Here is a 26569-nt window from a genome sequence, read left to right on the forward strand (position 1 = left end):
GTGGCGGGTCGCGTGATCCGGCACTGGCGCTGGCTTGTCGCCGCCGTTCTGGCCATTCCGATGCTCGCGGCCGGCATGCTGGCCTATGGTGTGTGGTCGCTCGACCGGGAGGCGCTTCTCGCGCCGGTCGAGATGTCGCGCACCGTCGTCGATCGCGACGGCGTGCTGCTGCGTGCCTTCCAGACAGGGGACGATCGCTGGCGACTGCCTCTCGATCCGGACGCTGTCGACCCGCTCTACCTGCGCATGCTGCTTGCCTATGAAGACCGGCGCTTTCATGAGCATTCCGGGGTCGACCCGCGCGCTGTGCTGCGCGCCGGGGCGCAGGCCCTTTCACGGGGGCGTATCGTTTCGGGCGCCTCGACGCTGACCATGCAGGCGGCGCGGCTGGTGATGGAAGAGCCGACCCGGTCGCTGGCGATGAAATGGCGTCAGGTGGTGACCGCGCTGGCGCTGGAGCGTGTCCTCGACAAGCGCGGGATCCTGTCTCTCTACCTTGCCCGCGCCCCCTTCGGCGGCAATATCGAGGGCGTGCGGGCGGCAAGCCTTGCATGGTTCGGCAAGGAGCCGGCGCGCCTCACGCCGGCGCAGGCGGCGCTGCTCGTGGCGCTGCCGCAGTCTCCCGAGGCACGGCGCCCCGACCGCGATCCGATAGCCGCCCGCGCGGCGCGCGACCGGGTGCTCGCGGTGATGGAGGCGCAAGGCGTTCTGGATCGCGAGACGGTGGCCGCCGCCCGGCGCGAGCCGGTCCCGACCCGCCGCCGGCCGGCGCCGATGCTGGCGCCCCACGCAACGCGGCAGGCACTGGCGCAAACCAAGGCCGGCGAAGTGCGCCTGACGCTCGATGCCGGATTGCAGGCACGTCTGGAGGCGATGGTCGCGGAGCGCGCAGCAAGGCTCGGGCGCAATGTCTCCGTCGCGCTGCTGGTCGCCGACCACGGCAGCGGCGAGATCCTGGCGCATGTCGGATCGGCCGGCCTTCTCGACGAGGCGCGGCGCGGTCATGTCGACATGACCGGCGCGGTGCGCTCGCCCGGCTCGACGCTGAAGCCCTTGATCTACGGTCTCGCCTTCGAGGAGGGCATCGCCCATCCCGACAGCCTGATCGAGGACCGGCCGACGACGCTGTCCGGCTACAGCCCGACCAATTTCGATCTCGCCTTCCAGGGCACGGTGCGGGTGCGGCAGGCGCTCACCGCCTCGCTCAACGTGCCGGCCGTGGCGCTGCTTGATGCCGTTGGCGTGTCACGCTTCGTCGCAAGGCTCCGCCGCGCCGGAACCGACCCGAAGTTTCCCGAAGGCGAGGCACCGGGACTGGCGGCCGCGCTTGGCGGCTTCGGCCTGACACTGCGCGATCTCGTCCAGCTCTATGCCGGACTTGCCCGCGGCGGCCGCCCGGTCGTTCTGCGCGAGACCTTCGAGACGGGCGCGGGAAACGGCCCGGGGCCGGATGCGAGTGCAAGTGCCGGCGCGGTCCTGTCTGCCGGGGCGGCGTGGCGGATCGGCGAGATCCTCTCCGAGGTGCCGCCGCCCGACACGGCCAATGGCGAGGGCATCGCCTACAAGACCGGAACCTCCTACGGATATCGCGACGCCTGGGCCATCGGCTATGACGGTCGCCATGTGGTCGGCGTCTGGGTCGGGCGGGCCGACGGCACGCCGGTTCCGGGTATCACCGGTTATCAGTCGGCCGCCCCGATCCTGTTCGATGCCTTCCAGCGGGTCGGGGCGAAGCGCACGCCGCTGCCGCGCTCGCCGCGCGGGCTGGAGGCCGGCGAGGACCGCGTGCCGGCAGCATTGCACTATGCGCGCACGGCAACGCGCCACGACGGGCTGCGCGCAAGCCCGGGTCCGGAAATCTTCTATCCGCCCGACGGAGCGACGGTCGACCTCGGGCTGTCCGGCGGGCAGGGGCAGGCGGCGGCGATGCCCCTGGTGATCAAGGCGCGGCGCGGACGGGGCCCGTTCCTGTGGCTTGCCAATGGTGCGCCGGTTGCAAGCGGCCCCTTCGCCACCGCGCTCACATGGGTGCCGGACGGGCCGGGCGCCTCGGTGATCTCCGTGATCGATGCCGATGGCAACGCGGCGCGCATCACCCTGACGATCCGCTGAGCGCGAGTGTCGCTTCAGCGCAGGTTTGAGGCGAATGCGGCGATCGCCTCTTGCGTTGCCGCATCCCACAGCAGCGGCGCGTGGCCCTCGTCGGCAACGAGATGCAGGCGGGCGTCGGGATGCCGTGCCCCCATAGCGGCAAAGGTCTCCGCGCTCAGGATATCGGAAAGGGCGCCGCGTATGGCGAGCAGCGGGATCGCGCCGATGGCCTCGAACACCGGCCAGAAGTCTGGGGTCTCGGTGTCCTCGTCGATCTCACTGAGCGTATTGGCGAGCCGCGCGTCATAGTCGAGAAGCAGGCCCTCGGCCGCCTCGCTGTAGAGCTGGCCGGCGAAGCGCCGCCAGCCGGCATCGTCGAGGGTTGGAAACTGGCCGCCAAGCGAGGCTTTCAGCAGATCTGTCGCGTCGCTCCAGTCGCGTGCCGCCATGCGCCTGCCAATGGCACCGGACAGGCGCTGCAGGCCGGCGCGTTCGATGGCCGGGCCGATGTCGTTGAGGACAAGGCCGGCGACACGTGCCGGCGCGCGCCAGGCGAGCAACATCCCGTGAAGCCCGCCGCGCGAGGTCCCCACGACCACCGCGCGCGACAGCTCCAGCGCCTCGAGCCCGGCGTCGATGTCGGCGGCTTCCCGCTCGATGGAATAGGTGCGCCAGTCGGGATGCCGGCCCGAGTGGCCGCGTCCGCGATAGTCCATCGCCACCACCCGGTGGCCGCGTGCGGAAAGCGCTTCTGCCAGCGCCTCGAAATCGCGGGCGTTGCGCGACAGGCCGGCAAGGCACAGCACGTCCGGCTTGCGTGTCCGGGACGATGACGGCGGCCAGACCGTTGCCGCAAGCTCCAGCCCGTCATTGCTCCGCCACGTTTCCTTGTGCGGCAAGGTCTCCCGGAGAGGTCGGGCCGGACCCGCGCCGGCCTCGTCATCCGGGGCTGTATCCCCACGCTCGTCTGTCATCGCGCCATGCCATCCCCCGTCAATCCCCGGGGCAATGATAGGCAAGCCGGCGGCGGCTGCAAACCGGGTTTGATCAGTGTCTTCCGGGAGCGGCGTCGCGTGTTGCGTCGTCTGCCGGTGCCGACTATTGTGCGCCACCCGGATGCACCATCCGGTCCATGCCACACTCCAAGAGGACCGCCATGTTCAAGGGATCCATGCCCGCACTCGTCACGCCGTTTCGCAACGGGGCCGTGGACGAGAAAGCGTTTCAGGAGTTCGTGGACTGGCAGATAAAAGAAGGCAGCCACGGGCTTGTTCCCGTTGGCACCACCGGCGAGAGCCCGACGCTCACCCATGACGAGCACAAGCGCGTCATCGAGCTGTGCATCGAGGCGAATGCCGGTCGCGTGCCGGTGATGGCCGGCGCCGGCTCCAACAACACGGTCGAGGCCATCGACTTCGCCACCCATGCCGAGAAGGCGGGGGCGGACGGTCTGCTGATCGTGACGCCCTATTACAACAAGCCGAACCAGGCCGGTCTTCTCGCCCATTACCGGGCGATCGACGCGGCCGTCGGCATTCCGATCTACATCTACAACATCCCCGGCCGCTCGGTGATCGACATGCAGCCGGAGACGATGGCGGAGCTGTTTCGCACCTCGCGCAACATCAAGGGCGTCAAGGATGCGACGGCCAACATGTCGCGCGCCAGCCGACAGCGCGAGGTCTGCGGGCCGGACTTCGTCCAGCTCTCCGGCGAGGACATCACCGCGCTCGGCTTCAACGCTCATGGCGGGACGGGTTGCATCTCGGTGACGGCCAATGTTGCGCCCGGCTTGTGCTCGCAGTTCCAGGAAGCCATGCTCGGCGGCGACTACGCCACCGCGCTGACCATCCAGGACCGGCTGGCCCCGTTGCACGACGCGCTCTTCATCGAGCCGAACCCGACGGGCGCGAAATACGCCCTGTCGCTGCTCGGCAAGCTGGAGAACGAGCTGCGCCTGCCGTTGGTGCCGGTTTCCGACACGACAAAAGCCGCGATCCGCGATGCGATGACGCATGCGGGCCTGCTCAACTGACAAGGACAGACGGAGTGCGGGGAGGCGGGTGACGCCTTCCCGCGCCGCGACCGAAAATGGCACCAAAACGCCCCGCCGACATCAACCGCAAGATCATCGCGGACAATCGCAAGGCCCGGTTCAACTACGAGATCGAGGACACGCTGGAAGCGGGGATCGAGCTCAAGGGGACCGAGGTCAAGGCCCTGCGCGAGGGCAAGTCGATGATCGCGGAAAGCTACGCCAGCCAGGAAGGCGGCGAGTTCTGGCTGATCAATTCCTATATCCCGGAATACCTGCAGGCCAACCGCTTCAACCATGAGCCGCGGCGCAAGCGCAAGCTGCTGCTGCACAAGCGCGAGATGGCAAAGCTTGCCCTGGCCGTGCACAAGGATGGCAAGACCATTGTCCCGTTGAAACTCTATTTCAACGACAAGGGCCGGGCGAAAGTCGAACTGGCGCTTGCCCGCGGCAAGAAGCTGCATGACAAGCGCGAGACCGAGCGCCAGCGCGACTGGGGCCGGGAAAAGGCACGCCTGTTGAAAACCGCGGGATAACCTCTGGACGAGCGTTGGAGGAATTGTGGACGAATCAGAACGATGTTCTGCATTCGTTCATTCATGTTTTGCTTGAAGTAACTTGTTCAACAGATTCTGAAATATAAATAAATTCAGCCCGCGAGTATTGAGGCCAAAAGCGCTCGTCTGGCGCCGTCGATCGGGGAGGGCCGCCTTGTGGAGCGATCGACCTGCACATGCACGAAACGTCCTTGCGCGCTGGCCACGGTTTCTTCGCCGGCAAAAAGCGCGATCTCGTAGGTGACCGACGAGCCGCCGAGGCGGGCGATCCGGATGCCGGCCCGCACCGTGCCGGGGAAGGTCAGTTCCGAGAAATAGGCGCATTGCGTCTCGACAACGAGGAACACCGTTTCGGAACTGCGCGGATCGAGCACGCCTTCCTCGATCAGCCAGCCGTTCACGGCCGTGTCGAAGTAGCTCAAGTATTCGACATTGTTGACGTGGCCGTAGATGTCGACATCCATCCAGCGGGTGGGAATGTCGCGGAAGAGGCGGAAATCGTCACGCGTCAGCGGCAAGGGGCGGGTCATGTCGCGCGCTTCTCCTTAGCTGTCAAAGCGTGCGCCGGCCGAACGTGTTGGAGCGCGGGAAGCCGTTCGGCGGCAGGCGGCCGGCCTGGGCGCGATCGCCCCGCCAGTCGGTCAGTTCCTCCAGCTTGCGGGTGAAGCTGCGGCCCGAGGAATCCGTCCATGTCAGCCCGTCCTCACCCTTGAAGACAATCACGTCGGAAACGCCGCCGTCGCGGTAGCGCTGCAGGCGCACGCCGCGTCCGCGCGTCATCTCGGCCACCTGCGCCAGCGGGAAGACGAGCAGCTTGCGGTTGCGGCCGATGATGGCGACATGATCGCCATCGGCGGCGACGCAAAGCTGCGCCTCGCCCGGCGCCGTGACATTGAGCACCTGCTTGCCTTTGCGGGTGTTGGCAGTGACATCGGCCTCATTGACGATGAAGCCACGCGCCTCGTCGGAGACGACGAGCAGCTTGCGGTCGCCGCGATAGACGAAGACGTCGATGACGTCCTGCCCTTCCTCCATGTCGACCATCAGCCGCACCGGCTCGCCATGGCCGCGTCCGCCCGGCAGCTTGTCGGCGCCAAGGGTGAAGAACTTGCCGCCGGTGGTGAAGACGACGAGCTTGTCCGTCGTCTCGGCGAAGAGCGAGAGCTTGAGCGCGTCATCCTGTTTGAAGGCCAGCGAGGTGAGGTCCTGCTGGTGGCCCTTGAGCGCCCGGATCCAGCCCTTCTGCGAGACGATGACGGTGATCGGCTCCTTCTCGATCATCGCCTGGTGAATGTCGACGACGTCATGCTCGGGCGCATCGCCGAAGGTGGTGCGGCGACGCCCGAGCGGCGTTTCCGGACCGTAGGCCTTGGCGATCTCGCCGATCTGCTTGCCGATCCGCGTCCACTGGCGGGTGTCCGAACCGAGCAGCACAAGAAGTTCGTCACGCTCGGCGTTGAGCTTGTCGTGCTCCTTGCGGATCTCGATTTCCTCAAGCTTGCGCAGCGAGCGCAGCCGCATGTTGAGGATTGCCTCGGCCTGCACCTCGGTAAGGTCGAAGGCCGCCTTCAGCGAGGCCTTCGCATCGTCCTCCTCGCGGATGATGCGGATCACCTCGTCGAGGTTGAGATAGGCGATCAGGTAGCCGCCGAGCACTTCCAGCCGGTGCTCGATCTGGGCGAGCCGGTGCTGCGAGCGGCGGACCAGCACCTCCTTGCGGTGCTCCAGCCACTCCGCCAGCACCTGCTTCAGGCCCATCACCATGGGGATCCTGCCGCCCGACAGAACGTTCATGTTGAGCGAGAAGCGGTTCTCCAGATCGGTGAGCCGGAACAGCGATTCCATCAAGAGCGCCGCGTCGACATTCTTGCTGCGCGGAATGAGGACGAGGCGCACGTCCTCGGCGGATTCGTCGCGCACATCGTCGAGCAGCGGCAGCTTGCGGGCCTGCAGCAGTTCGGCGATCTTCTCGATCAGCCGCGACTTCTGCACCTGGTAGGGGATCTCGGTGACCACCACCTGCCAGGTGCCCCGGCCCAGATCCTCCACCTCCCAGCGGGCGCGCACGCGAAAACCGCCGCGGCCCGTCTCATAGGCTTCCAGGAAGGCGGCATCGTTCCTGACCATCACGCCGCCGGTCGGGAAGTCCGGCCCTTGCACGAATTGCATCAGGTCGGACGTCGTTGCGTCCGGCGTCTTGATCAGGTGCTGGGCGGCGGCACAGAGCTCGCCGATATTGTGCGGCGGGATCGAGGTCGCCATGCCCACCGCAATGCCTGCCGCGCCATTGGCCAGCAGGTTGGGGAAGCCGCCCGGCAGCACGATTGGCTCCTTGTCGAGCCCGTCATAGGTCTCGCGGAAGTCGACGGCATCCTCGTCGAGCCCGTCGAGCGTGCGCACCGCGATATCGGTGAGACGGGCTTCCGTGTAGCGCATGGCGGCGGCGCTATCGCCGTCGATATTGCCGAAATTGCCCTGGCCGTCGACCATCGGGTAGCGCACGGCGAAATCCTGGGCGAGGCGCACCAAGGCGTCATAGATCGCCTGGTCGCCATGCGGATGGTATTTACCCATCACGTCGCCGACGACACGGGCGCATTTCTTGAAGCCGGCATTGGGGTCGAGCTTCAACAGCCGCATCGCGTAGAGCAGGCGCCGATGCACCGGTTTCAGCCCGTCGCGCACATCCGGCAGCGCCCGGTGCGTGATCGTCGACAGTGCGTAGGAGAGGTAGCGCTCCTCAAGCGCGGAGCGCAGGTCGATCGGTTCGATGCCACCGGGCGGAATCAGGTCTTTTCCCATGGCTATTGGCTACAGGTATTCGCTCGCCTACGCAACGCATGGAACGCTGCGGATGGCAGTTTTCCGCCGCTTCTGCGCGCTCACAAGGCGCGCTTGACGGCCTGAAGGAAACCGTCGCGCGCCGGCGACACGGGGATCTGGCGCGGCGCCAGCACGTGCCGGTCGAGAAAATAGCCCGTCAGGCGGAACGCGGCGTCAATCTGGGACCCGTCAAGACCCGCCAACTCGCTCTCGTCGGCGGCGACCTCGGCTGCGTGTTCGGGCCGCGCGCCGAGGAAAGCGGGCAGCGAAAGGAGCTTTGCCGCGTAGGGAAGGCCGGCCTCCCGGCAGACCGCGCGCCCCGATTTCGGCGAGACATAGACGAGGTCCTGGCGCGAGCCCGTTGCCGCGCATTCGCCGAGATCGAGGCCGAAACCGAGCTCGGCCAGCATCTGCAGCTCGAAATGCACCATCAGCGCGCCGGCGATCGCGGGATCGCCGAGATGGGCCAGTACCGTCTCCAGCCCCTCGTGAAGCTGTGGATGGGGATCGCGCTCGGGCAGGAGATGGAGGAGGGCGGCAAGCGCCTGGATGCCGTAGACGCCCGTCGGGCTCGCCATCAGCCCGGCGGCCCGCATCTCCAGGGGTTCGACGGCGAACAGGCCGAGATGGTTGTCGAGCCGCGCCCGCCAGGTCAGCCGGGCGCCGTTGCCCGGTTGCAGGGCGGCCTGCATCTTGCGGCTGCGGCCGCCGCGCACGAGGCCGAGATGCCGGCCGCGCTCGCGCGTCATAACCTCGAGGATCAGGCTGGTCTCGCCGTGTTTCCTCGTCGCCAGGATGATGCCGTCGGCGCTCCATTCCATATTGGTCGCGGTGCCCCCTACCTCGGGAACTCCAGGCCCATCTCGCGGTAGCGCTCGGGGTCGTCCGCCCAGTTCTCGCGCACCTTGACGAAGAGGAAGAGATGCACCGGGCAGCCGGCGGCCTCGGCGATCTCGGCGCGGGCGGCCTGCGAGATCGACTTGATCGTGCGACCGCCCTGGCCGAGCACGATCACCTTCTGGCTGTCGCGCTCGACATAGATCGTCTGCTCGATGCGCACCGACCCGTCCTTGCGCTCCTGCCAGGCTTCGGTCTCGACCGTCGACATGTAGGGCAGTTCCTGGTGCAGGCGCAGGAACAGCTTCTCGCGGGTGATCTCGGCCGCCAGCATGCGCATCGGCAGGTCCGAAGCCTGGTCCTCCGGATAGAGCCAGGGCCCGGGGGGGACGGTCTCGGCAAGATAGCCCATCAGGTCGTCGAGGCCGTAGCCCTTGGCGGCGGAGACCATGAAGGTCTGGTCGAAGGGCGCACGCGCATTGGCGTTCGCCGCCAGTTCAAGCAGCGTCTCGCGCTGGGTGATGTCGATCTTGTTGAGCACCAGCACCTTCGGCAGGCGCACATCCGCCAGCCGGTCGAGGATCGCCTCGGCCTGCTCGTCGATGCCTCGCTTGGCGTCGATCAGGAGCACGACCACATCCGCCTCGCGCGCGCCGCCCCAGGCCGTGTCGACCATGGCCCGTTCCAGCCGGCGCTTGGGGCGGAAGATGCCCGGCGTGTCGACGAAGACGATCTGGGACGCGTCCTGCATGGCGATGCCGCGCACCAGCGCCCGCGTCGTCTGCACCTTGTGGGTGACGATCGAGACCTTGACGCCGACCAGCGCGTTGAGAAGCGTCGACTTGCCCGCGTTCGGCGCACCGATCAGCGCGACGAAACCGGCGCGGGTGGCAGTCCCGCTGTCGTCGCCCGAAGGGCCGCCGATGCGGCCGGCGCCGGGCTCGATGCCGGTCGGGGTGTCGTCGTCTTGCGCGTTCACGTGTCGTCTTTCTCTGTCAGAAGTCCTTCGCGCAGCAAGGCGGCTTCCGCCGCGCGCTGTTCCGCGATCCGTTTCGAGCCGCCGGCGCCCTGCGCCGGTTCGTGGCCCTCGATATCGACGCGAACGGTGAAGTTCGGCGCATGGTCCGGCCCGCTTCGTTCGGTCATGGTGTAGATCGGGGCGGGTTTTCCACGCCCCTGTGCCCATTCCTGGAGCATCGTCTTGGGATCGCGCAGCGGGCCGGAATAGCTCGTCATGCGCGGTCCCCAGAGCCGTTCGATCAGATTTTGCGCCGCTTCCAGCCCGCCGTCCAGATAAACAGCCGCGATGACCGCCTCGCAGACATCGGCGAGGATCGCGGTCTTGCGCTTGCCGCCGGTCTGCGCCTCGCTGTCGCCCAGCAGCACGGCGTCGCCGAGCTGCAGGTCGCGGGCGACCTCGGCGCAGGTCTCGCGGCGCACGAGCTGGTTGAGGCGGCGGGCAAGCTCGCCCTCGTCGGCCTTCGGGAAGGCCTTGTGCAGCATGGTGGCAATGGCAAGGCCGAGAACGCGGTCGCCCAGGAACTCCAGCCGCTGGTAGCTGGCGTCGGGACCGCCGCTGCGCGCCGTGGCGCTGCCATGGGTCAACGCCCGCGACAGGAGTTCCCTGTCATCGAACACATGGCCGAGGCGCGTCTGCAGCCGTGCCTCCGCCTTTTTCTGCCCGTCGGATGTCATGATGCCGGTTTGTCCCGATCGCCGTTCCGGATCAAAGCATCCGGAACAGGCGGCTGCCGCGCACCGTCCACGGCCACTTCCAGAACATCCAGGCGGAGGCATCCTCGTCGACGGAGAAGAACAGCATCTCCGCCCGTCCGACGAAATTCTCGAACGGCACGTAGCCGACCGCCGAAAGCACCCGGCTGTCGGTGGAATTGTCGCGGTTGTCGCCCATCATGAAATAATGGCCGGGCGGCACCTTGTAGACGCCGGTATTGTCCCAGGTGCCGCGCGTCGTCAGATCGAGCGTGTCGTAGGAAACGCCGTTCGGCAGCGTCTCGCGGAAACGCGGCACGCGGCGGACGTTGCCGAATGTGTCGGTGGAGATGAAATCGTCGATGCGGGTGCGCTCGACCGCGGTGCCGTTGATGTGCAGAACGCCGTCGATCATCTGGATCTCGTCGCCCGGCAGGCCGATGACACGCTTGATGTAATCGATGGAATTGTCGCGCGGCAGCTTGAACACGGCGACGTCGCCGCGCTCCGGCTCTTCCGCCCATACGCGCCCCTCGATCGGCATCAATCCGTAGGGAAACGAATAGCGCGAATAGCCATAGCTGTATTTGGAGACGAACAGGTAGTCGCCGATCAGCAGCGTGTCCATCATCGACCCGGACGGGATGTTGAACGGCTGGAAGAACAGCGTCCGCACGACGAGGGCGAGCAGCAGCGCCTGCACAAGTACCTTGACGGTCTCGTAGAGGCCGCCATCCTTGCTCTTTTTTTCTTCAGACACGCTCATTGCATCCTTCGTGGTGGTCGCCGCGGCGGGGGCCGGTGCATCTCGATATGCAACGCCGGCCGGGACTGTGGCGCAGTGCCATGCTCACCGGCCGTTCGTTCCAGTGGGCCCGGGAGGGGGATTCCGCCGGATATTCTTGGCTTGTACCGGCTCGCCCTTGCAGACGCAACGCAAACGCGCACCGGCTGGTTCCGGACTGCCGGCGCCGTCAGTCGTGCTCCATCGGGTCGGCAAGCGCCTGCGGCCAGTCCTCCGGCCAGGCGCTGATGACGACGAAGGCCTGGGCAAGCGGTTCGTCGTCGGTGATCGTCAGGTCGATGCGCGCCACGAAGCCCGGCGGCACCAGTCGTTGCAACCGGGCGGCGGCGGAGCCGGCAAGGCGCATCGTCGGTTTGCCGGAGGGCAGGTTGACCACGCCCATCTCGCGCCAGTTGACCCCCATCCGGATGCCGGTGCCGAGCGCCTTGGAACAGGCTTCCTTGGCGGCAAAGCGCTTGGCATAGGAGGCGGCGCGCATGCGCCGGCGGTCGGACTTGGCCCGTTCTTCCTCGGTGAAGACACGTTTGACGAACCGCTCTCCGAACCGCTCCAGCGTCTTCTCGATGCGGCGGATGTCGATCAGGTCCGAACCGATGCCGACGATCATCCGCCGGCCTCCGCGGCACGGGCGGTTCCCGAACGGGCCTCGTCCATGCACCGGCGCATCTCGCGAATGGCGGGTTCGAGACCGATGAAAATCGCCTCGCCGACGAGGAAATGGCCGATATTCAGTTCCGCGAGTTCCGGGATCGCGGCGATGTCGCCGACCGTGTCGAAGGCGAGCCCGTGGCCGGCATGGACTTCCAGTCCGAGCGAGGCTCCGTAGGCCGCCGCCTTGCGGATGCGCGCGAGTTCGACGCGCGCGCCGTCCAGGTCGCCGTCATTTCGCAGATCGCAATAGCGGCCCGTATGCAACTCCACGACCGGCGCGCCCAGCGAGACGGCCGCGTCGAGCTGCCTCTCGTCCGCCTCGATGAACAGCGACACCCGGCTGCCGTTCTCCGCAAGGGCGGTGACCACCGGCTTCAGGTGATTGTGCTGGCCGCGCGCGTCGAGGCCGCCCTCGGTCGTGCGCTCCTCGCGCTTTTCGGGAACGATGCAGGCGGCGTGCGGGCGCGCCTTCAGCGCGATGGCCAGCATTTCCTCCGTTGCCGCCATCTCGAAGTTGAGCGGCAGGTCGAGCTCCCGGGAAAGGCGCTCGATATCGGCATCGGAAATGTGCCGCCTGTCCTCGCGCAGATGCGCGGTGATGCCGTCGGCTCCGGCTTTTGCCGCAAGTTGCGCCGCACGCACCGGATCGGGGAAGCGGCCGCCGCGCGCGTTACGGATCGTGGCGACGTGGTCGATATTGACGCCGAGACGCAGGCGTTGAGATGTCATGCGGAAGCTCCCGGGGTGACGCAGGCTGGGACGCGAGAACGAAACGTCCCCAATATGGGGCAGTCCGGGCGCGCGCTTCAACGGCAAAGCGGACGCGGCGCGCCGTCACGTGTCCGCGTCGGCATCCGCGTTCGGCCGCGTGCGCGCGGCGAAGCGCATCCGGCGCGTGGCGATCTTCGTCCGGCGCGAACGCTGGTAGGCGCGCACGCTGTAGAAGACGAGGAAATAGAAGAACGTTCCCACGGCGATGCCGAGCGGCACCGAGCCAAGCAGCATCGGCTTGATCAGCGGCAGGATCGCGTCGAGCGATTTCTCGAAGAAGCCGCCGCCCAGATGCCGGTCGATCGTTCCATGATCGAGCGTCTTCGCCTCTCCGTAGATGAGCAGGGAACCGATCTTGTAGGTGAAGGCCCAGATGAAGGGGAAGGTGAGGGGATTGCCGACGGCGGTCCCCAGCGCGGCGGCCAGCATGTTGCCACCGATCAGGAAGGCGACGACGAAGCTCAGGAGAAAATGGAAGCCGATGAAGGGCGTCATCGAGGCGAAGGCCCCGGCGGCGAACCCCAGCGCGATGGCGTTCGGGCTGGCGGTCAGCCGGAGCACCCGCTTCGAGAAATAGCGGGCCGAGCGGGCAAAGCTGTGACGCGGCCAGACTGCCACACGCAGGCGCTCCAGGTGGCTCGGCTTATCACGGCGTTTGAAAAGCATGCGGGCTCTTGTCTTCGATTCCTGCGGCGGCCATCCGCCTGGTTCAAAGTTGCGCTGCCGGAAGCGGACCCGGCCGATGCCGGAGTTCTAGCCGATTTCCCGTGTCACGCTCGATACATTCGTCTTTGCCCGCAGCTGGTTCGTGATGCGGGTCAGATGCTTCAGATCCCATACCTCAAGATCGATAAGGATTTCGTGAAAATCCGCCGCCCTGCGCAGCATTTTCAGATTGTCGATGTTTCCGTCCAGTTCGGCGATCGTCGCGGCGATCGTGGCCAGGGATCCCGGCTCGTTGAGCGCGGAAACGTTGATTCTGGCGGGGAAGCGCTCGCGATGCTCCCCGCTCATGTCCCAACGCACATCGAGCCAGCGGTCCGTCTCGTCCTCGAACGCCTGCAGGGCGGGAGACTGGATCGGATAGATGGTGACGCCGATGCCCGGTGTCAGGATGCCGACGATTCGGTCGCCGGGCACGGCGCCGCCGTCGGGCGCGAAGGAAACCGGCAGATCGCCGGCAAGACCGCGAATCGGCAAGGGCCGCGAGAGGTCCGCATCCTCGTCGCTCTCCGGGATCCTGAACTTCATGCCGCTGCCGGCCTCAAGGTCGAACCAGCCGTCTTCCGGGGCGTGCGCGGCATTGGGCAACCGGTCGTCGCGATAGTCCGGATAGAGCGTTGCCACGATCTCGTGGGCGCGGATTTCACCGCGTCCAACAGCCGCCAGGAGGTCACCGACGGCCGTAAAGCCGAGCGGCGACAGGGCGCTGCCGAGACGGTCGTCGTTGAACGCATGACCGGCCCGCTGGAACGCACGCTCCAGGATGTGCCGGCCGAGCGAGCCGTATTGCTGGCGGGCGCTTTCGCGTGTCGCCCGGCGAATGGCGGCGCGTGCCTTGCCGGTGACCGCGATCGATTCCCAGGCCGGCGGCGGCGTCTGCGCCTGGCTGCGCACGATGTCGACCTCGTCGCCATTCCTCAGCTCGGTGACCAGCGGCATGATCTGGCCGTTGATCTTGGCGCCGACGCAGGTGTTGCCGATATCGGTATGGACCGCATAGGCGAAGTCGATCGGCGTCGCGCCGCGCGGCAGGGCGATCAGGCGTCCCTTCGGGGTGAAGCAGAAGACCTGGTCGTGGAACAGCTCCAGCTTGGTGTTCTCCAGGAACTCTTCCGGCGTGTCGCCCTGCGACAGCAGCTCGATGGTGCGCCGCAGCCATTCATAGGCGCGGCTTTCCTCGTTCAGCTTGTTGACGTTGCGCCCGCCAAGCTCGCCGTCCTTGTAAAGCGCGTGCGCGGCGATGCCGTATTCGGCCACCCGGTCCATGGAAGTCGTGCGGATCTGCAGCTCGACCCGTTGCCGGCTCGGCCCCACGACCGTCGTGTGGATGGAGCGGTAGTCGTTCTGCTTGGGCGTCGACAGGTAGTCCTTGAAGCGCCCGGGGACGGCCGGCCAGGTCGTGTGAACGACGCCAAGGACCCGGTAGCAGGCCTCGACCGTGCCGACCACGACGCGGAAGCCGTAGATGTCCGACAGTTGCTCGAAGGCGATCGACTTCGACTGCATCTTGCGGAAGATCGAGTGGGGCCGTTTCTCGCGACCGCGAACGAGCGCGGCGATGCCGCGCTCCTCGAGCCGCGACATCAGGTCGTGCTCAATGTCGAAGATGAGGCTCTTGTTCTTCTCCTCAAGCGCGCCGAGGCGGTCCGTGATCGCCGCATAGGCGTCGGGGTTGAGCGTTCTGAAGGCGATGTCCTCCAGTTCCTCGCGCATGTCGTGCATGCCCATGCGCCCGGCGAGCGGCGCATAGATCTCCATGGTCTCTTCGGCGATGCGTCCGCGCTTGTGCTCGGGCATGTGATGGAGCGTGCGCATGTTGTGCAGGCGGTCGGCCAGCTTGACCAGCAGCACGCGCACGTCATCGGCGATGGCGAGCAGGAGCTTGCGGAAGTTCTCGGCCTGCTTGGCTCGCTTGGAGGCAAGGTCCAGGCGCTTGATCTTGGTCAGCCCGTCGACGAGCTTGCCGATCTCCGGGCCGAACAGCCGGTCGATCTCGTCGCGTGTCGCCGAGGTGTCCTCGATCGTGTCGTGCAGGAGGGCCACGGCGATGGTGGCGTCGTCGAGGCGCAGGTCCGTGAGGATCGCCGCCACTTCGAGGGGATGGGAGAAATACGGGTCGCCCGAGGCACGCATCTGGGTGCCATGCTTTTGCATGGCATAGACATAGGCCTTGTTGAGCAGCGCCTCGTCGGCGTTCGGATTGAAACGCTGGACGCGTTCGACCAGCTCGTATTGCCGCATCATCGCGGAAACGCCTCACACATCGGTGCGGCCGCCGCTACGCCCACGGTCTTTCGACGACCCACGGTCTTTCGACGAATGGTGAAGTCGACCGGCGGCCGCGTCGCGGCGGTTGTCGCTCGACGACGCGCGGCAGCGCCAGGGCGCCGCCGGACGTCTCCGGTCAGATATCGTCCTTGCGCTCCGGCGGCACAAGTCCTTCCAGGCCGCGCAGCAGGTCTTCTTCCGACATGCGGTCGAATTCGACGGCGCTGTCGTCCACCGCGTTGACCTCGGTGCCGCCCTGCTGTTGCTGGGACGACGTGTTGGGAACCATCGGCACGGCGTCGGCCTCCGGCTCGTCCACCTCGACATACTTCTGCAGCGAGTGGATCAGGTCTTCCTTGAGATCTTCCGGGCTGACGGTCTCGTCGGCGACCTCGCGCAGCGCCACGACCGGGTTCTTGTCGTTGTCGCGGTCGATGGTCAGCGGCGAACCGTTGGAGATCATCCGGGCGCGATGGCTCGCAAGCAGCACCAGTTCGAAGCGGTTCTCGACCTTGTCGATGCAGTCTTCGACGGTCACGCGCGCCATGGGTATTCTCCATAATCTGTTGTCGGCAAGCGGTGACATGTACTGTGTTGCACCGCCCAACGCAAGCCTCGCGCAAGGATGTGGCACAAGATTGTTTTTAATCACGTTTCTGGAATTGCTTGGGTTCGCTGGCGAATCGCGGTGAAAATCGCGTTGAGTTCTGTTGCCGTTTCATGGCGAAATGGTGTAGTGGGAGTTGCATAACGGCGGCGACAGAAGCCGTCCAAAGCAAAGACGGGGTGCTTGCAGGATGATGCACCCCACGGGCACGGAAACCGGATGGGTAATCCGGGTTGCAGGTCGATCCGAAAACGGTTCTGGGCACAGCCTATTCTCATGCGCGGCGGGCGAAACCGCGCATCAGGGCCGCTCATTATACCCGACGGGGACAATGATCCTCGCGGACCGTTGATTGTCCTGTGTTACAGCGAAAGGTATTCCAAAAGATGTTCGATCCGCGTGAGAAGGTTGCCTTATTTATTGATGGAGCGAATCTGTATTCGACAGCGCGAACCATTGGTTTCGATATCGATTACAAGATGCTTCTGCAGGAATTTCAGAAGACTGGATACCTTCTTAGGGCGTATTATTACACGGCCCTGATCGAGGATCAGGAGTATTCGTCCATTCGTCCACTGATCGACTGGCTGGACTACAATGGCTACAAGGTTGTGACCAAGCCTGTGAAGGAGTTTGTCGACTCTTCCGGCCGCCGCAAGATCAAGGGCAACATGGACATCGAGCTTGCCGTCGATGCCATGGAGATTGTCGAGCATGTCGATCACATCGTGCTGTTCTCCGGCGATGGCGATTTCCGCTCGCTGGTCGAGGCGCTGCAGCGCAAGGGCCGCAAGGTGAGCGTTGTCTCCACCCTGCAGACCCAGCCGCCGATGATCGCCGACGACCTCCGTCGCCAGGCCGACCATTTCATCGATCTCGCGACCCTGGCGAAGAAGGTCGGCCGCGATCCGGCCGAGCGTCCGTCGCGTCCGGCTCCGGCACGCCGGACCGAGGTCGAGGAAGACGACGACGAGTATTGAACCGGGAATGTCGTCTTCGGTTTCTCTCAAGCTTCCGGACCCCGGGCGGGACTGTCCGTCCTGCCCGCGTCTGGTTGCGTTCCGCGAGACCCACCGGGCTCTCAGCCCGGACTGGCACAACGCGCCGGTGCTGACCTTCGCGGCACCGCGCCCGCGCCTGTTGATCGTCGGCCTTGCGCCGGGACTGCGCGGCGCCAACAAGACCGGACGTCCCTTCACCGGCGACTATGCCGGCGACCTGCTCTACGAGACGCTGGTGGATTTCGGCTTCGCGCGGGGGACCTACCAGGCGCGTCCCGACGACGGGCTGGAACTCGTTGATGCGGCGATCACCAATGCGGTGCGCTGTGTCCCGCCGGAGAACAAGCCCGTCGGCGCCGAGATCCGCAATTGCCTTCCCTATCTGAGCGAGACCATCGAGGCGCTTCCCTCGCTGGTCTGTCTGGTTGCACTCGGCCGTATCGCCCACGACGCGACGCTGTCGGCGCTTGCTGTTCGCCGCGCGGCGCATCCGTTCGGGCACAATGCGCGGCATGATCCGCGCGAGGGACTGGCGCTCTTCGACAGCTATCACTGCTCCCGCTACAACACCAATACCGGCCGGCTGACGCGCGAGATGTTTCGCGACGTGTTCGTGGCCGTGCGCGCCGAGATCGACGCCGCGACCTAGGTGCGGGGCCCGCTGAACGGGCTGAAACCCTGGTTCTTGCCATTGTCCGTGCCGGGATCCTCACCGGGGTCCGGATGAGCTTCTCCGGGCATGTCGGCGGCGAACCAGCCGGCCGGGCCGAGATGATCCTGCGGCTGGAAACGGGCCTTGTAGTCCATCTTCGGCGAGCCGTTCACCCAGTATCCCAGATAGACATAGGGCAGGCCGAGCCCACGGGCGCGCTCGACATGGTCGAGGATGAGGTGGGTGCCAAGGCTCCGCTGGCCGGCATCCGGCTCGAAGAACGAATAGACCATCGACAAGCCATCGCTCAGCCGGTCGGTGAGTGCAACGCCGAGCAGCGGTCCTTCGCCGCGCCCGGTGATGAACGTGTCGGGGCCGCGCTTGCGGTATTCGACCAGCATCGTCTCCACATGGGTGTCCTCGATCATCATCGCGTAGTCGAGAACGGTCATGTCGGACATGCCCCCGCCTGCGTGACGGGCGTCGAGATACCGGCGGAAAAGATCATATTGCTGCGAGGAGGGGGCCGGTTCGCTGGCTGTTGCGACGATATCGGCGTTGCGGGCCCACAGGCGGCGGAAGGAGCGCGTCCAGCGGAAGTCGTCGACACGGATGCGGATCGACACGCAGGCACGGCAATTCTCGCAGGCCGGACGGTAGGCGATGTTCTGGCTGCGGCGGAAACCACCCTGGGTCAGCACATCGTTGAGCACCTGCGCCTTGGAGCCGACAAGATGCGTAAAGACCTTGCGCTCCTGCTGTCCCGGCAGATAGGGGCAGGGCGAGGGGGCCGTCAGGTAGAATTGCGGTGTGTCCGTCGGATGTCGGGTCAATGCCGTCCTTTCCGCTCAGCGCTTCTCACAGCATTGCGAAACCATAGTATATGGGCGCAACAAATGTGAAGGTAAGCCAAAGAAGCAGCGCAAGCGGCGTTCCCGCGACAAGAAAATCCGAAAATCGGTAATGGCCCGGACCCATGACGATCAGATTGGTCTGATAGCCGATCGGCGTGGCGAAGGAGCAGTTGGCGGCAAAGATCACGCAGGTGACGAAGGCCTCGACCGGCAGCCCGGTCTGCACGGCCATGTTGACCGCGATCGGGGTGAAGAGCACCGCCGTGGCGTTGTTGGACAGGAGATTGGTAAGCAGCATCACCAGAAGGAACAACGCCGACAGCATGATCATCGGCGGCTGACCCTGGAGTTGCGCGACCAGAAGGTCGGCGATCGCCCCGGCGCCGCCGGTCACCTCCAGCGCGCTGGCGGCGGCGATCGAGGCGCCGATCAGCATGAAGATGCGGCTGTCGACGGCGCGCAATGCCTGGCGCACGTTGAGGCAGCCCGACAGAACCATGGCAAGCGTTGCCGCGATGGAGGCGGTGACGATCGGCACAAGGCCGAGGGCGCTGACGGCCACCATGATCGCGAAGATGGCGAGCGCGCGCGGGGCCAGCCGGCGCGGCGGAACTTCGGCCGCCGACCAGTCGAGCAGCAGGACATCGCGGTTCTTGCGCAGCCGCTGGATGTCGATGGCCGTTCCCGCGACAAGCAGCACGTCGCCCGGCTCCAGCCGGATTTCCGTCATCGCCATGCGCGGCATGCGCGAGCGCCGCTGTACGCCCATCACCACGCACTGGGTCTCCGAGTGGAAGCCGCTTTGCGAGATGGTGCGTCCGGAAATGCGCGAGGCAGGCGCGACGACGACTTCGGCCAGGGTCAGCGAACGCTGCTGCGGCGCGCCGTTCTCCGTGTCGGACGCATCGTCGCCGTCGGTGGCCATCAGCGGCCGGCGCTGCGACAGGGCGGCGGTCAGGGCGGTGCGGGTGGCGGCGACGATCACCGTGTCGCCGGGCATCAGGGTGACATTCTCGAAGGGCGGCAGAATCGGCCGCTCGCCGCGCTGCACCAGGCGGACCGTCATGTCCTTGAGCGCCGGGAACAGTCCCGCGACCGAGGTCACCCCTTCCAGCGGATGGCCGCTGATGATGGCGATCTGGGCGATGAACTGCTTGCCGGAGGAGACCTGCAACTCGTCCGCCATCGAGCGGCGCGGCTTCAGCAGGTAGGGCATGACGAACAGCACGTAGACGCTGCCGACCGCCGCCAGGATGACGCCGATCCCGGTGAAGCTGAAGAAGCCGAGCTTCAGGTCGCTGGTGCGGGCCGCCACGTCGGCGACGAGCAGGTTGGTGGACGAACCGATCAGGGTGGTCATGCCGCCCAGGATGGCGATGAAGGACAGCGGCATCAGCAGGCGGCCGGCCGACTTCCCCTGGGCCGCTGCCACCGCCGAAAGGATCGGCAGGAACATCACGACGACGGGGGTGTTGTTGAGAAAGCCGCTGATCACCGCGACGGCGATCAGAATGGGTGCGGCGGCCAGCACCGGCCGTCGCCGAGTCGCATCGACGATGATCTTGGCCGGTCGTTCCAGCGCGTCGGTCTGGAACAGGCCCTGGCCGACGATCAGCAGGCATATGACGGTGACGAGTGCCGGATTGGCGAAGCCGGCAAGCAGCTCGCTCGGGCCGATGGTGCCGCCCGTCGCCGGCTCGAAAACACTGAAAATAAGGAGAAATGCGACGACGGACCCCAGCGCCACCGCTTCAAGGGCGAAGCGTTCCAGTGCATAGAGCACGATGGTGAAAACGATCACCACGAACGTGAGGATCATCGCGGGATCGGCTGGCAGCATACGTCGGGGCCCATCTCCTCAAACGGATCGCACGCCTTTACGGCGGACGGCGCGGCGTGCGCTCGACCCCATTTGTACCGGTCCCCGACCGTTTCGCAAAGCGGCAAACGGGCGCGCGGACCCGGTGCGCAGGAGAATGATTTTTCGTGAACCCGCGATTTGCCGTCAGTTCGTTCCGCTGTCGCGGTTGATGACCACGGTGCCCAGCACGATGTCGTGCAGCAGCCGCTTTTCGCCATTGAAGAAGGTGGCGAGCAGCAGCACGGGGATGGTGATCGAGAACCAGGACAGGAGCGCGTGCATGCCGGCGATCAGCACGTCCGGCCGCTTGCCCGAGACCATCCGCATGGTCAGGCCCATGGTGCGCATGCCCGGGGTCGCGCTGCTGGCGCCGCCCAGCGTGAAGGCGACATAGGCAAGCGCCACCGCCGGCCACAGGATCGGCATGAGCAGCCAGCCGAGGCCGAAGGTGAAGATGCCCAGGATCCCGACCAGCAGCCCGGCGAGCGCCGTCAGCGCGACGATGAGCACGGCGTCGATGAGAAAGGCGAAAATCCGGTTGGTGCGCACATTGGCGTAAAGGCGCGGATCGTCGAACCCGGCCGACGGGCGCGCCATGAAGTCGGTTTCAGACGGGTTCTGCATGGCGTCCTTTCGCGGTTGCATGAGGCTCACGTGGGCATTGCCGCGCGGAATTTCAAATCGCGGGGCGCCGGCGGCCGCTCAGATGCGCGATTCTCCCAGGTCGAGCATGCGCACCGAATGGCCGGCCTGCTCCAGCGCCTCGTGAATGCGGCCCGCATGGTCGCGGTCGTGGGTTTCCATGGTCACGTCGAGTGTCGTTCCCTTGGCCGGGACGTTGAGGAACAGTCGGTGATGCGACACTTCCAGGATGTTGCCGCCGAGCCGGCCGATCAGGGTCGAGATCTCGCCGAGGATACCCGGCCGGTCGGCCGTGGTGATGCGGATCGACAGGAGCCGCCCCTCGCGCGCCAGTTCCCGCACCATGATCGAGGAAAGCAGGCGCGGGTCGATATTGCCGCCGCACAGCACGAGGCCCGTCCTGCGGCCCGCGAAACGCTCGGGATAGCTGAGAAGGGCGGCCAGACCGGCCGCTCCCGCGCCTTCCGCCATCGTCTTCTGGCGTGTGAGATAGGCGTTGACGGCCCGTTCGAGCGCCGCTTCGTCGACGAGGAGAATATCGTCGACGGTGTTGCGCACGATTTCGGCGGTCAGCTTGCCGACGTTCTTCACCGCGATGCCCTCGGCCAGCGTCGCGCCGCCGCAACTGACCTCCTCGCCCCGGATGGCACCGACCATGGACGGATAAAGCGCCGCCTCGACGCCGATCACCTCGATGCCGGGCTTCAGCGCCTTTGCCGCGGTCGCCATGCCCGAGATGAGCCCGCCGCCGCCGATCGGCACGACGAGGCAGTCCAGATCCGGCTGGTCCGCGAGCATTTCCAGCGCGATTGTCCCCTGTCCGGAAATGATCGCGGGATCGTCGTAGGGGTGCACCCAGACGAGGCCTTCATCCGCCGCGATGCGTTCGGCCTCGGCCTGCGCGTCGGCCAGCATTTCGCCGGCGAGCACCACCCGGGCGCCATAGCCGCGCGTCGCCGCCACCTTCACGAAAGGCGTCGGTTCCGGCATGACGATGGTCGCGGGAATGCCGAGGCGGGCCGCGTGATAGGCGACCGCCTGGGCGTGATTGCCGGCCGACATGGCGATGACGCCGCGCTGCCGTTCCTCGCCCGAGAGCGCGAGAAGCTTGACCAGCGCGCCGCGTTCCTTGAACGCGTTGGTGACCTGCAGGTTCTCGTATTTGACGAAGACTTCCGCACCGGTGAGCTGGGAAAGCTTCGGCGCCGGCAGGCAGGGCGTGCGCATCACCGCCCCCTCGATGAGGCTGGCGGCGCGGGTGATCGTGTCCAGCGTGACCTGCATTGGGGCGACCTGACTGGGAGAAGGTCGCCCCAACTGCCATCAAGCCGGGATCATTTGCAAGCTCAGGATGGTGGAGCCGACCATCAACCCGGCCAGCGCGATGCGCAGCCCCTGCAGGAAACGGCCTGACCCGCTGCCCTGGCGCAGCCAGCCGCCGGCGAAGAGCCACAGCCCGTTGAGAAAGCCGCCGAGCAGGAGGAAGGCGAGCGAGAGGACGAGTGCGTCGAGAAAGTAGCGCTCGGCCGAGACGAACTGGCTGATCCCGGCGATCTGCATCGCATAGGCCTTCGGGTTGAGCGGGTGCACCCAGAAGCCGCGCAGGTATCCCGGGACCCGCTCCATCGCCCGGCCACCGGCGCCGTTGCTGCGCAGGATCGTCCAGGCGAGATACAAAATGTATCCCATGCAGGCCCAGCGCAGCACCTGGAAAACCTGTGGCGCGCTTTGCAGCAGCGCGAAGAGCCCGGCGACATTGAGCCAGAAGATCACCTGGAATCCGCTCATCGTGCCGGCCATGAAGGGCAGGGCGGGTCGCGCGCCAAAGGCGAGGCCGCTGGCCATCAGCGACATGTTGGCGGGGCCGGGCGAGCCGACCATCGCCGCGACAAACAGGGCCAGCAAACCGAACTGGGCGACCGGCATCAGCATTTCGGAAGACATTGTCTCGAACCTTGCAAGAGCGGCGGGCCAGCGGGCCGCGCGGCAGGATTGTGCCAGGTCGGGACAATTGAATTGAAACAATATCAGATACAATGATAACATTGTGCTCATGACAATATTCTCGCAACTTGCCGACGACGGCCCGGTGCCCGGCGCCCGCGTTCTCGAGCAACATCTTCGGCGCGGCATCGAGGAGGGGCGGCTTGCGCCGGGCGAGCGCCTGCCGCCGATCCGCGAGGCCGCCTGGAAGCTCGGCTGCGCGCCGGGCACGGTGGCGCGCGCCTATCGCGGGCTTGTCGCGGCGGGGCTGGCTCATGGCGAGGTCGGTCGCGGCACGTTCATCGGCGGGGACGACCGAAAGCTGGCCTTTCCTCAGGCGCGCGGGCAGGCGAGGCAGCCAGACCCGGCACGGGACCGCCCATTTGCCGATTTCAGCGTCAACGGTTTCCTGATGGAGGATGCCGGTCCGCTGCTGACCCGGGCCTTGCAGCAGACGACCGCGATGCTCGCCGGACACTCGGTCCCGCTGTCCTATCGCGGGGTCGAAGAGGATGGCGGTGAGCGCCAAGGGGCGATCCCTTTCCTGTCACGCTGGCGGGAGGGGCTGGTGGTTGACGAGATCGTCGTCACCGCCGGCGCGCAGGCGGCGCTTTCGGCCGTCTTCCTCGCGTTGCAGCAACCGGGCGGCGGCATCGCCTGCGACGCGCTTACCTATCCGGGCGTGATCGGCGCGGCGGCCGCGATCCGCGAACGCCTGCTGCCGCTGCGCATGGACGAGGACGGCATGGATCCGGATGCGCTCGACGCGCTCTGCCGACGCTCGCCCGTCTCCTGCGTCTTTCTGATGCCCGCTGTCCAGAATCCGACCGGCCGGACGATGCCGCTGCGCCGCCGCGAGCAACTGGCAACGGTTGCCCTGCGCCATGGCGTGCCCATCGTCGAGGACCAGGTCTACGGCTTCCTGGAAGAGGATCGCGTGCCGGGTTTCTCGCATCTCGCGCCCGATGCGACGGTGCTTGTCACCGGCCTGTCCAAATGCGTCGCGCCGGTGCTTCGGGTCGGCTACGTCGCCGCGGCGCGGCCGCTTGCCCGCAAGGTGATGGCGGTGCAGAACGCACTCAACCTGATGGTCTCGCCGATCCTGACGCAGACTGCCGTCCGCGTCCTTGCCGATCCTGAATTCGAGGCGCGGCTCGACCGCTTGCGGGCCGGGCTGCGCTGCCGCGCGGCCCATGTGGCCGAGGTCTTCGCCGATCTCGACCGGACCCGCATCGACGGCGGTCTCGCCTGGCTTCCGGTCGGCGAGAACTGGACGGCGGACGGGTTCGCCGCCGAGGCGGAGGCCGCCGGCATCCGCGTGTCGCCGGCGCGCTTCTTCTCGGTCGAGCAGCGTGCCGCCCCCCAGTCAGTGCGGCTCTGTCTTGCCTCCGTGCCCGATGAGGTCGCGTTTCGAACGGCGATCGCGGAGCTTGCCGCCCTTCGCGGCACCTGCCCGCCGATGGCCGGTCTGGCGCCGTAGGGACGGGGTATGAGATCAGGGCCCGCAAGGAATGGTCGGCGGCGATATTGAGGGGCAGTTCATTGCCGGGAAGAAACGGGGATAATATTCCGCCAAACTGATTGCGAATTTTCTCGGAAACGGGTCAATTTCATCCTAAGGTCAAAATGAATTTTCCGTTTTGACTCTGCGTCGCTTTTTCAAGGATACGGATTGCACGCAGATTTAAATGCGATCACATCGGAAAGTGATGTGAATTTTATCTGTTCAGAGAAAAAATTTATCGAGTGGAGGGCGAAATGAACCGGCATTTACTTAAGGAAGACCAGTCTTATCATATTGATCCGTCGAGGCCGCTTGGGGGAGACGGCCTGACCGAGGAAACAGCATTCAGTTCGCTGCCGGAGGCCTATGCGCATCTCCAGGAGAACGTAAGTCTCGGGGGGCGAAAGGTAACGTTCCTGCTCGCAGACGGCGTCTATTCACAGGGGCTCACGGTTGGCCCCGGGTCGATCGGTGGCGGCGAAATCCACGTGTGTGGCAAGAACGAGGGCGGGGCGAAAATCGAGGTCGCCGACGGAGGAGGAGTGGTCAACACCAGTTCCATCAACCCCGTTGCCGTAAAGAACATCTGGCTGCCGAGTTGCAGTGCCTACTACGCCGCCCAGATCATTGTCCAGTCGGGGGTATCCTTCACCGACTCCTACCGCGTGGACAAGAAAACCGGAGAACGAAAAAAAGCGGATCACATGTCCGCGACGTATCTCGGATTGATATTCGTCAAGGATCCGTATGCCATCAGGGGCAGGTGCGACACGCACATTCACGCCTACACGGGCGGCATCATCACGATCGACGACAACACGCAGATATGGCCGGACGGCGTCAGCGACATGACGCGCTTCATCGGCGTGGCGGACGGGTCGGTCGTGGCGCGCAACATCTATGTTCACGGCAACTTCGACTGCCATACCTACCTCGTTCACAAGAACGGTTTCGCCGACCTCGAGAGCGCGCACTTGCCCGGGACCGGAAGGATCGTTCAGACCGGAGGTGTCGTCACCTGACGTCAGGCTCCTCGTCCGTTCTGTCCGATCTCCCTGAAATGGAAGTGAAGGCGACCGAATGCCTGGCTGAGCTGCGATCAGCGACGGCCGGTCTTCCGCGCTCGTGAGGGGGCGTCAGGCTGCCGGCATGGCCCTGCCGCCCGCCGCGTCTCAGGCCTTTCCGGTGAGCTTCCGTGCGGCCTGCGGCGCGAAATAGGTCAGCACCCCGTCGCAGCCGGCGCGCTTGAACGCCATCAGGCTCTCCATCATCGCCCGCTCGCCGTCGATCCAGCCGTTCTGCGCTGCAGCCTGGATCATCGCGTATTCGCCCGACACCTGATAGGCGAAGGTCGGCCGCAGGAACGTGTCCTTCACCCGCCGGATGATGTCGAGATAGGGCATGCCCGGCTTGACCATGATCATGTCGGCGCCTTCGGCGATGTCGAGCTCGACCTCATGCAGCGCCTCGTCCGTGTTGGCCGGATCCATCTGGTAGGTGCGCTTGTCGCCGACCAGCGTCGCGTTGGTGCCGACCGCGTCGCGGAACGGGCCGTAGAAGGCCGAGGCATATTTCGCCGCGTAGGACATGATCTGGATGTCCTGGAAGCCGGCCGTGTCGAGCGCCGAACGGATGACGCCGACGCGCCCGTCCATCATGTCGGACGGCGCGATCACGTCGGACCCGGCCTCCACCTGCAGGAGCGCCTGGGCGACAAGCTGTTCCACCGTCTCGTCGTTGAGGATCGTCTCGCCCTCCATCAGCCCGTCATGGCCATGGCTGGTATAGGGATCGAGCGCCACGTCGGTGATGATGCCGACCGGCAGGCCCGCGGCGCGGATCGCCCGGCAGGCCTGGCAGATCAGGTTGCCGGGATTGAGGGCTTCGGCACCCATCGCGTCGCGCCTTGCCGGATCGGTGTTGGGAAACAGCGCCAGCGCGGGAATGCCGAGTTCGGCGGCGATCTCCGCCTGTGCGACGATCCGGTCGACGGAATAGCGGGTGACGCCGGGCATCGATGGCACCGGCTGTTCGACGCCGTTGCCGTCGGTCAGGAACAGCGGCCAGATCAGGTCGTCGACAGTGAGGGTGTTCTCGCGCACCAGCCGGCGAGACCAGTCCGTGCGCCGGTTGCGGCGCATCCGCCGGCCGCCGGTGACCGCGTCGACATTGGCTGACGGGAGGCGGGAAA

Annotated in this window: 24 protein-coding genes and 1 pseudogene; 7 read left to right on the top strand and 18 right to left on the bottom strand. The window is 66.1% G+C overall.

Annotated elements, in window-relative coordinates:
- Positions 1–2112 (top strand): penicillin-binding protein 1C, encoded by a 2112-nt coding sequence (gene pbpC / locus ACQY46_RS14080; protein WP_428696670.1) that lies wholly within the window; start codon positions 1–3, stop codon positions 2110–2112.
- 14 nt (positions 2113–2126) lie between these two features.
- On the opposite strand, the gene ACQY46_RS14085 is transcribed toward pbpC, so the two are convergent.
- Positions 2127–3065: an alpha/beta fold hydrolase gene (locus ACQY46_RS14085; protein ID WP_428696671.1), complete on the bottom strand. Its 939-nt coding sequence runs from the start codon at positions 3063–3065 to the stop codon at positions 2127–2129.
- A 182-nt stretch (positions 3066–3247) separates the two neighbouring features.
- Between ACQY46_RS14085 and dapA the strand changes: the two genes are divergently transcribed.
- Together dapA and smpB are read left to right on the top strand one after the other, a co-directional pair.
- A complete protein-coding gene (dapA, locus tag ACQY46_RS14090) occupies positions 3248–4126 on the top strand; it encodes a 4-hydroxy-tetrahydrodipicolinate synthase (protein WP_428696672.1) in 879 nt (292 codons plus the stop codon).
- A gap of 56 nt (positions 4127–4182) precedes the next feature.
- Entirely contained in the window at positions 4183–4662 is a 480-nt protein-coding gene (smpB, locus tag ACQY46_RS14095; protein ID WP_428696673.1) for an SsrA-binding protein SmpB, read from the top strand.
- Between the two features lie 113 nt (positions 4663–4775).
- Here smpB and ACQY46_RS14100 read toward each other — a convergent pair whose 3' ends face one another.
- From ACQY46_RS14100 to rpoZ, 11 genes are all read right to left on the bottom strand, one after another.
- A complete protein-coding gene (locus ACQY46_RS14100; RefSeq protein ID WP_428696674.1) occupies positions 4776–5213 on the bottom strand; it encodes an acyl-CoA thioesterase in 438 nt (145 codons plus the stop codon).
- 22 nt (positions 5214–5235) lie between these two features.
- Positions 5236–7485 carry a DNA topoisomerase IV subunit A gene (gene parC, locus ACQY46_RS14105; RefSeq protein WP_428696675.1) on the bottom strand — a complete coding sequence of 750 codons (2250 nt, stop codon included), beginning with the start codon at positions 7483–7485 and terminating at the stop codon, positions 5236–5238.
- Between the two features lie 80 nt (positions 7486–7565).
- Positions 7566–8327: a DNA repair protein RecO gene (recO, locus tag ACQY46_RS14110; protein ID WP_428696676.1), complete on the bottom strand. Its 762-nt coding sequence runs from the start codon at positions 8325–8327 to the stop codon at positions 7566–7568.
- Positions 8328–8344: 17 nt separating this feature from the next.
- Positions 8345–9289, bottom strand: coding sequence for a GTPase Era (gene era, locus ACQY46_RS14115; protein WP_428700491.1), 945 nt, complete (start codon positions 9287–9289; stop codon positions 8345–8347).
- Positions 9290–9318: 29 nt separating this feature from the next.
- A complete protein-coding gene (gene rnc / locus ACQY46_RS14120) occupies positions 9319–10038 on the bottom strand; it encodes a ribonuclease III (RefSeq protein WP_428696677.1) in 720 nt (239 codons plus the stop codon).
- Positions 10039–10069: 31 nt separating this feature from the next.
- The gene (gene lepB / locus ACQY46_RS14125; protein WP_306027622.1) at positions 10070–10822 is read right to left on the bottom strand and encodes a signal peptidase I; all 753 of its coding nucleotides are present in this window, start codon (positions 10820–10822) and stop codon (positions 10070–10072) included.
- A 208-nt stretch (positions 10823–11030) separates the two neighbouring features.
- Positions 11031–11468 carry a holo-ACP synthase gene (gene acpS / locus ACQY46_RS14130; protein ID WP_428696679.1) on the bottom strand — a complete coding sequence of 146 codons (438 nt, stop codon included), beginning with the start codon at positions 11466–11468 and terminating at the stop codon, positions 11031–11033.
- Positions 11465–12241, bottom strand: a complete 777-nt coding sequence (locus ACQY46_RS14135; protein WP_428696680.1) for a pyridoxine 5'-phosphate synthase — start codon at positions 12239–12241, stop codon at positions 11465–11467. The genes acpS and ACQY46_RS14135 overlap by 4 nt, the downstream gene beginning before the upstream one ends.
- Before the next feature lie 105 nt (positions 12242–12346).
- A complete protein-coding gene (locus tag ACQY46_RS14140; protein ID WP_428696681.1) occupies positions 12347–12949 on the bottom strand; it encodes a DUF2062 domain-containing protein in 603 nt (200 codons plus the stop codon).
- An 87-nt stretch (positions 12950–13036) separates the two neighbouring features.
- A complete protein-coding gene (locus ACQY46_RS14145) occupies positions 13037–15250 on the bottom strand; it encodes a RelA/SpoT family protein (protein WP_428696682.1) in 2214 nt (737 codons plus the stop codon).
- A gap of 160 nt (positions 15251–15410) precedes the next feature.
- Positions 15411–15821, bottom strand: coding sequence for a DNA-directed RNA polymerase subunit omega (gene rpoZ / locus ACQY46_RS14150; protein WP_306027617.1), 411 nt, complete (start codon positions 15819–15821; stop codon positions 15411–15413).
- Positions 15822–16267: 446 nt separating this feature from the next.
- On the opposite strand from rpoZ, the gene ACQY46_RS14155 reads away from it, so the two are divergent.
- Both ACQY46_RS14155 and ACQY46_RS14160 read left to right on the top strand, forming a co-directional pair.
- Complete coding sequence (locus ACQY46_RS14155; RefSeq protein WP_428696683.1) at positions 16268–16861, top strand: NYN domain-containing protein; 594 nt, start codon at positions 16268–16270, stop codon at positions 16859–16861.
- 7 nt (positions 16862–16868) lie between these two features.
- Complete coding sequence (locus ACQY46_RS14160) at positions 16869–17531, top strand: uracil-DNA glycosylase (RefSeq protein ID WP_428696684.1); 663 nt, start codon at positions 16869–16871, stop codon at positions 17529–17531.
- A 104-nt stretch (positions 17532–17635) separates the two neighbouring features.
- On the opposite strand, the pseudogene ACQY46_RS14165 reads toward ACQY46_RS14160, so the two are convergent.
- The 5 genes and pseudogenes from ACQY46_RS14165 to ACQY46_RS14185 form a co-directional block, all read right to left on the bottom strand.
- A pseudogene (locus ACQY46_RS14165) lies at positions 17636–18367 on the bottom strand (arginyltransferase); the annotation flags it as partial.
- 25 nt (positions 18368–18392) lie between these two features.
- Positions 18393–20228, bottom strand: coding sequence for an SLC13 family permease (locus ACQY46_RS14170; protein ID WP_428696685.1), 1836 nt, complete (start codon positions 20226–20228; stop codon positions 18393–18395).
- 165 nt (positions 20229–20393) lie between these two features.
- Positions 20394–20894, bottom strand: coding sequence for an RDD family protein (locus ACQY46_RS14175; protein WP_428696686.1), 501 nt, complete (start codon positions 20892–20894; stop codon positions 20394–20396).
- Between the two features lie 57 nt (positions 20895–20951).
- A complete protein-coding gene (locus ACQY46_RS14180; protein WP_428696687.1) occupies positions 20952–22175 on the bottom strand; it encodes a threonine ammonia-lyase in 1224 nt (407 codons plus the stop codon).
- Between the two features lie 39 nt (positions 22176–22214).
- Positions 22215–22835: a LysE family translocator gene (locus ACQY46_RS14185; protein WP_428696688.1), complete on the bottom strand. Its 621-nt coding sequence runs from the start codon at positions 22833–22835 to the stop codon at positions 22215–22217.
- A 109-nt stretch (positions 22836–22944) separates the two neighbouring features.
- On the opposite strand from ACQY46_RS14185, the gene ACQY46_RS14190 reads away from it, so the two are divergent.
- On the top strand, positions 22945–24354 hold the full coding sequence (locus tag ACQY46_RS14190) for a PLP-dependent aminotransferase family protein (protein ID WP_428696689.1): 1410 nt from the start codon (positions 22945–22947) through the stop codon (positions 24352–24354).
- 278 nt (positions 24355–24632) lie between these two features.
- Positions 24633–25400, top strand: a complete 768-nt coding sequence (locus ACQY46_RS14195) for a hypothetical protein (protein WP_428696690.1) — start codon at positions 24633–24635, stop codon at positions 25398–25400.
- Positions 25401–25550: 150 nt separating this feature from the next.
- Here ACQY46_RS14195 and hemB read toward each other — a convergent pair whose 3' ends face one another.
- Positions 25551–26519, bottom strand: a complete 969-nt coding sequence (hemB, locus tag ACQY46_RS14200) for a porphobilinogen synthase (RefSeq protein ID WP_428700492.1) — start codon at positions 26517–26519, stop codon at positions 25551–25553.
- Positions 26520–26569 lie beyond the last annotated feature (50 nt).

Source organism: Stappia sp. (assembly GCF_965276915.1).
Lineage (GTDB): Bacteria > Pseudomonadota > Alphaproteobacteria > Rhizobiales > Stappiaceae > Stappia.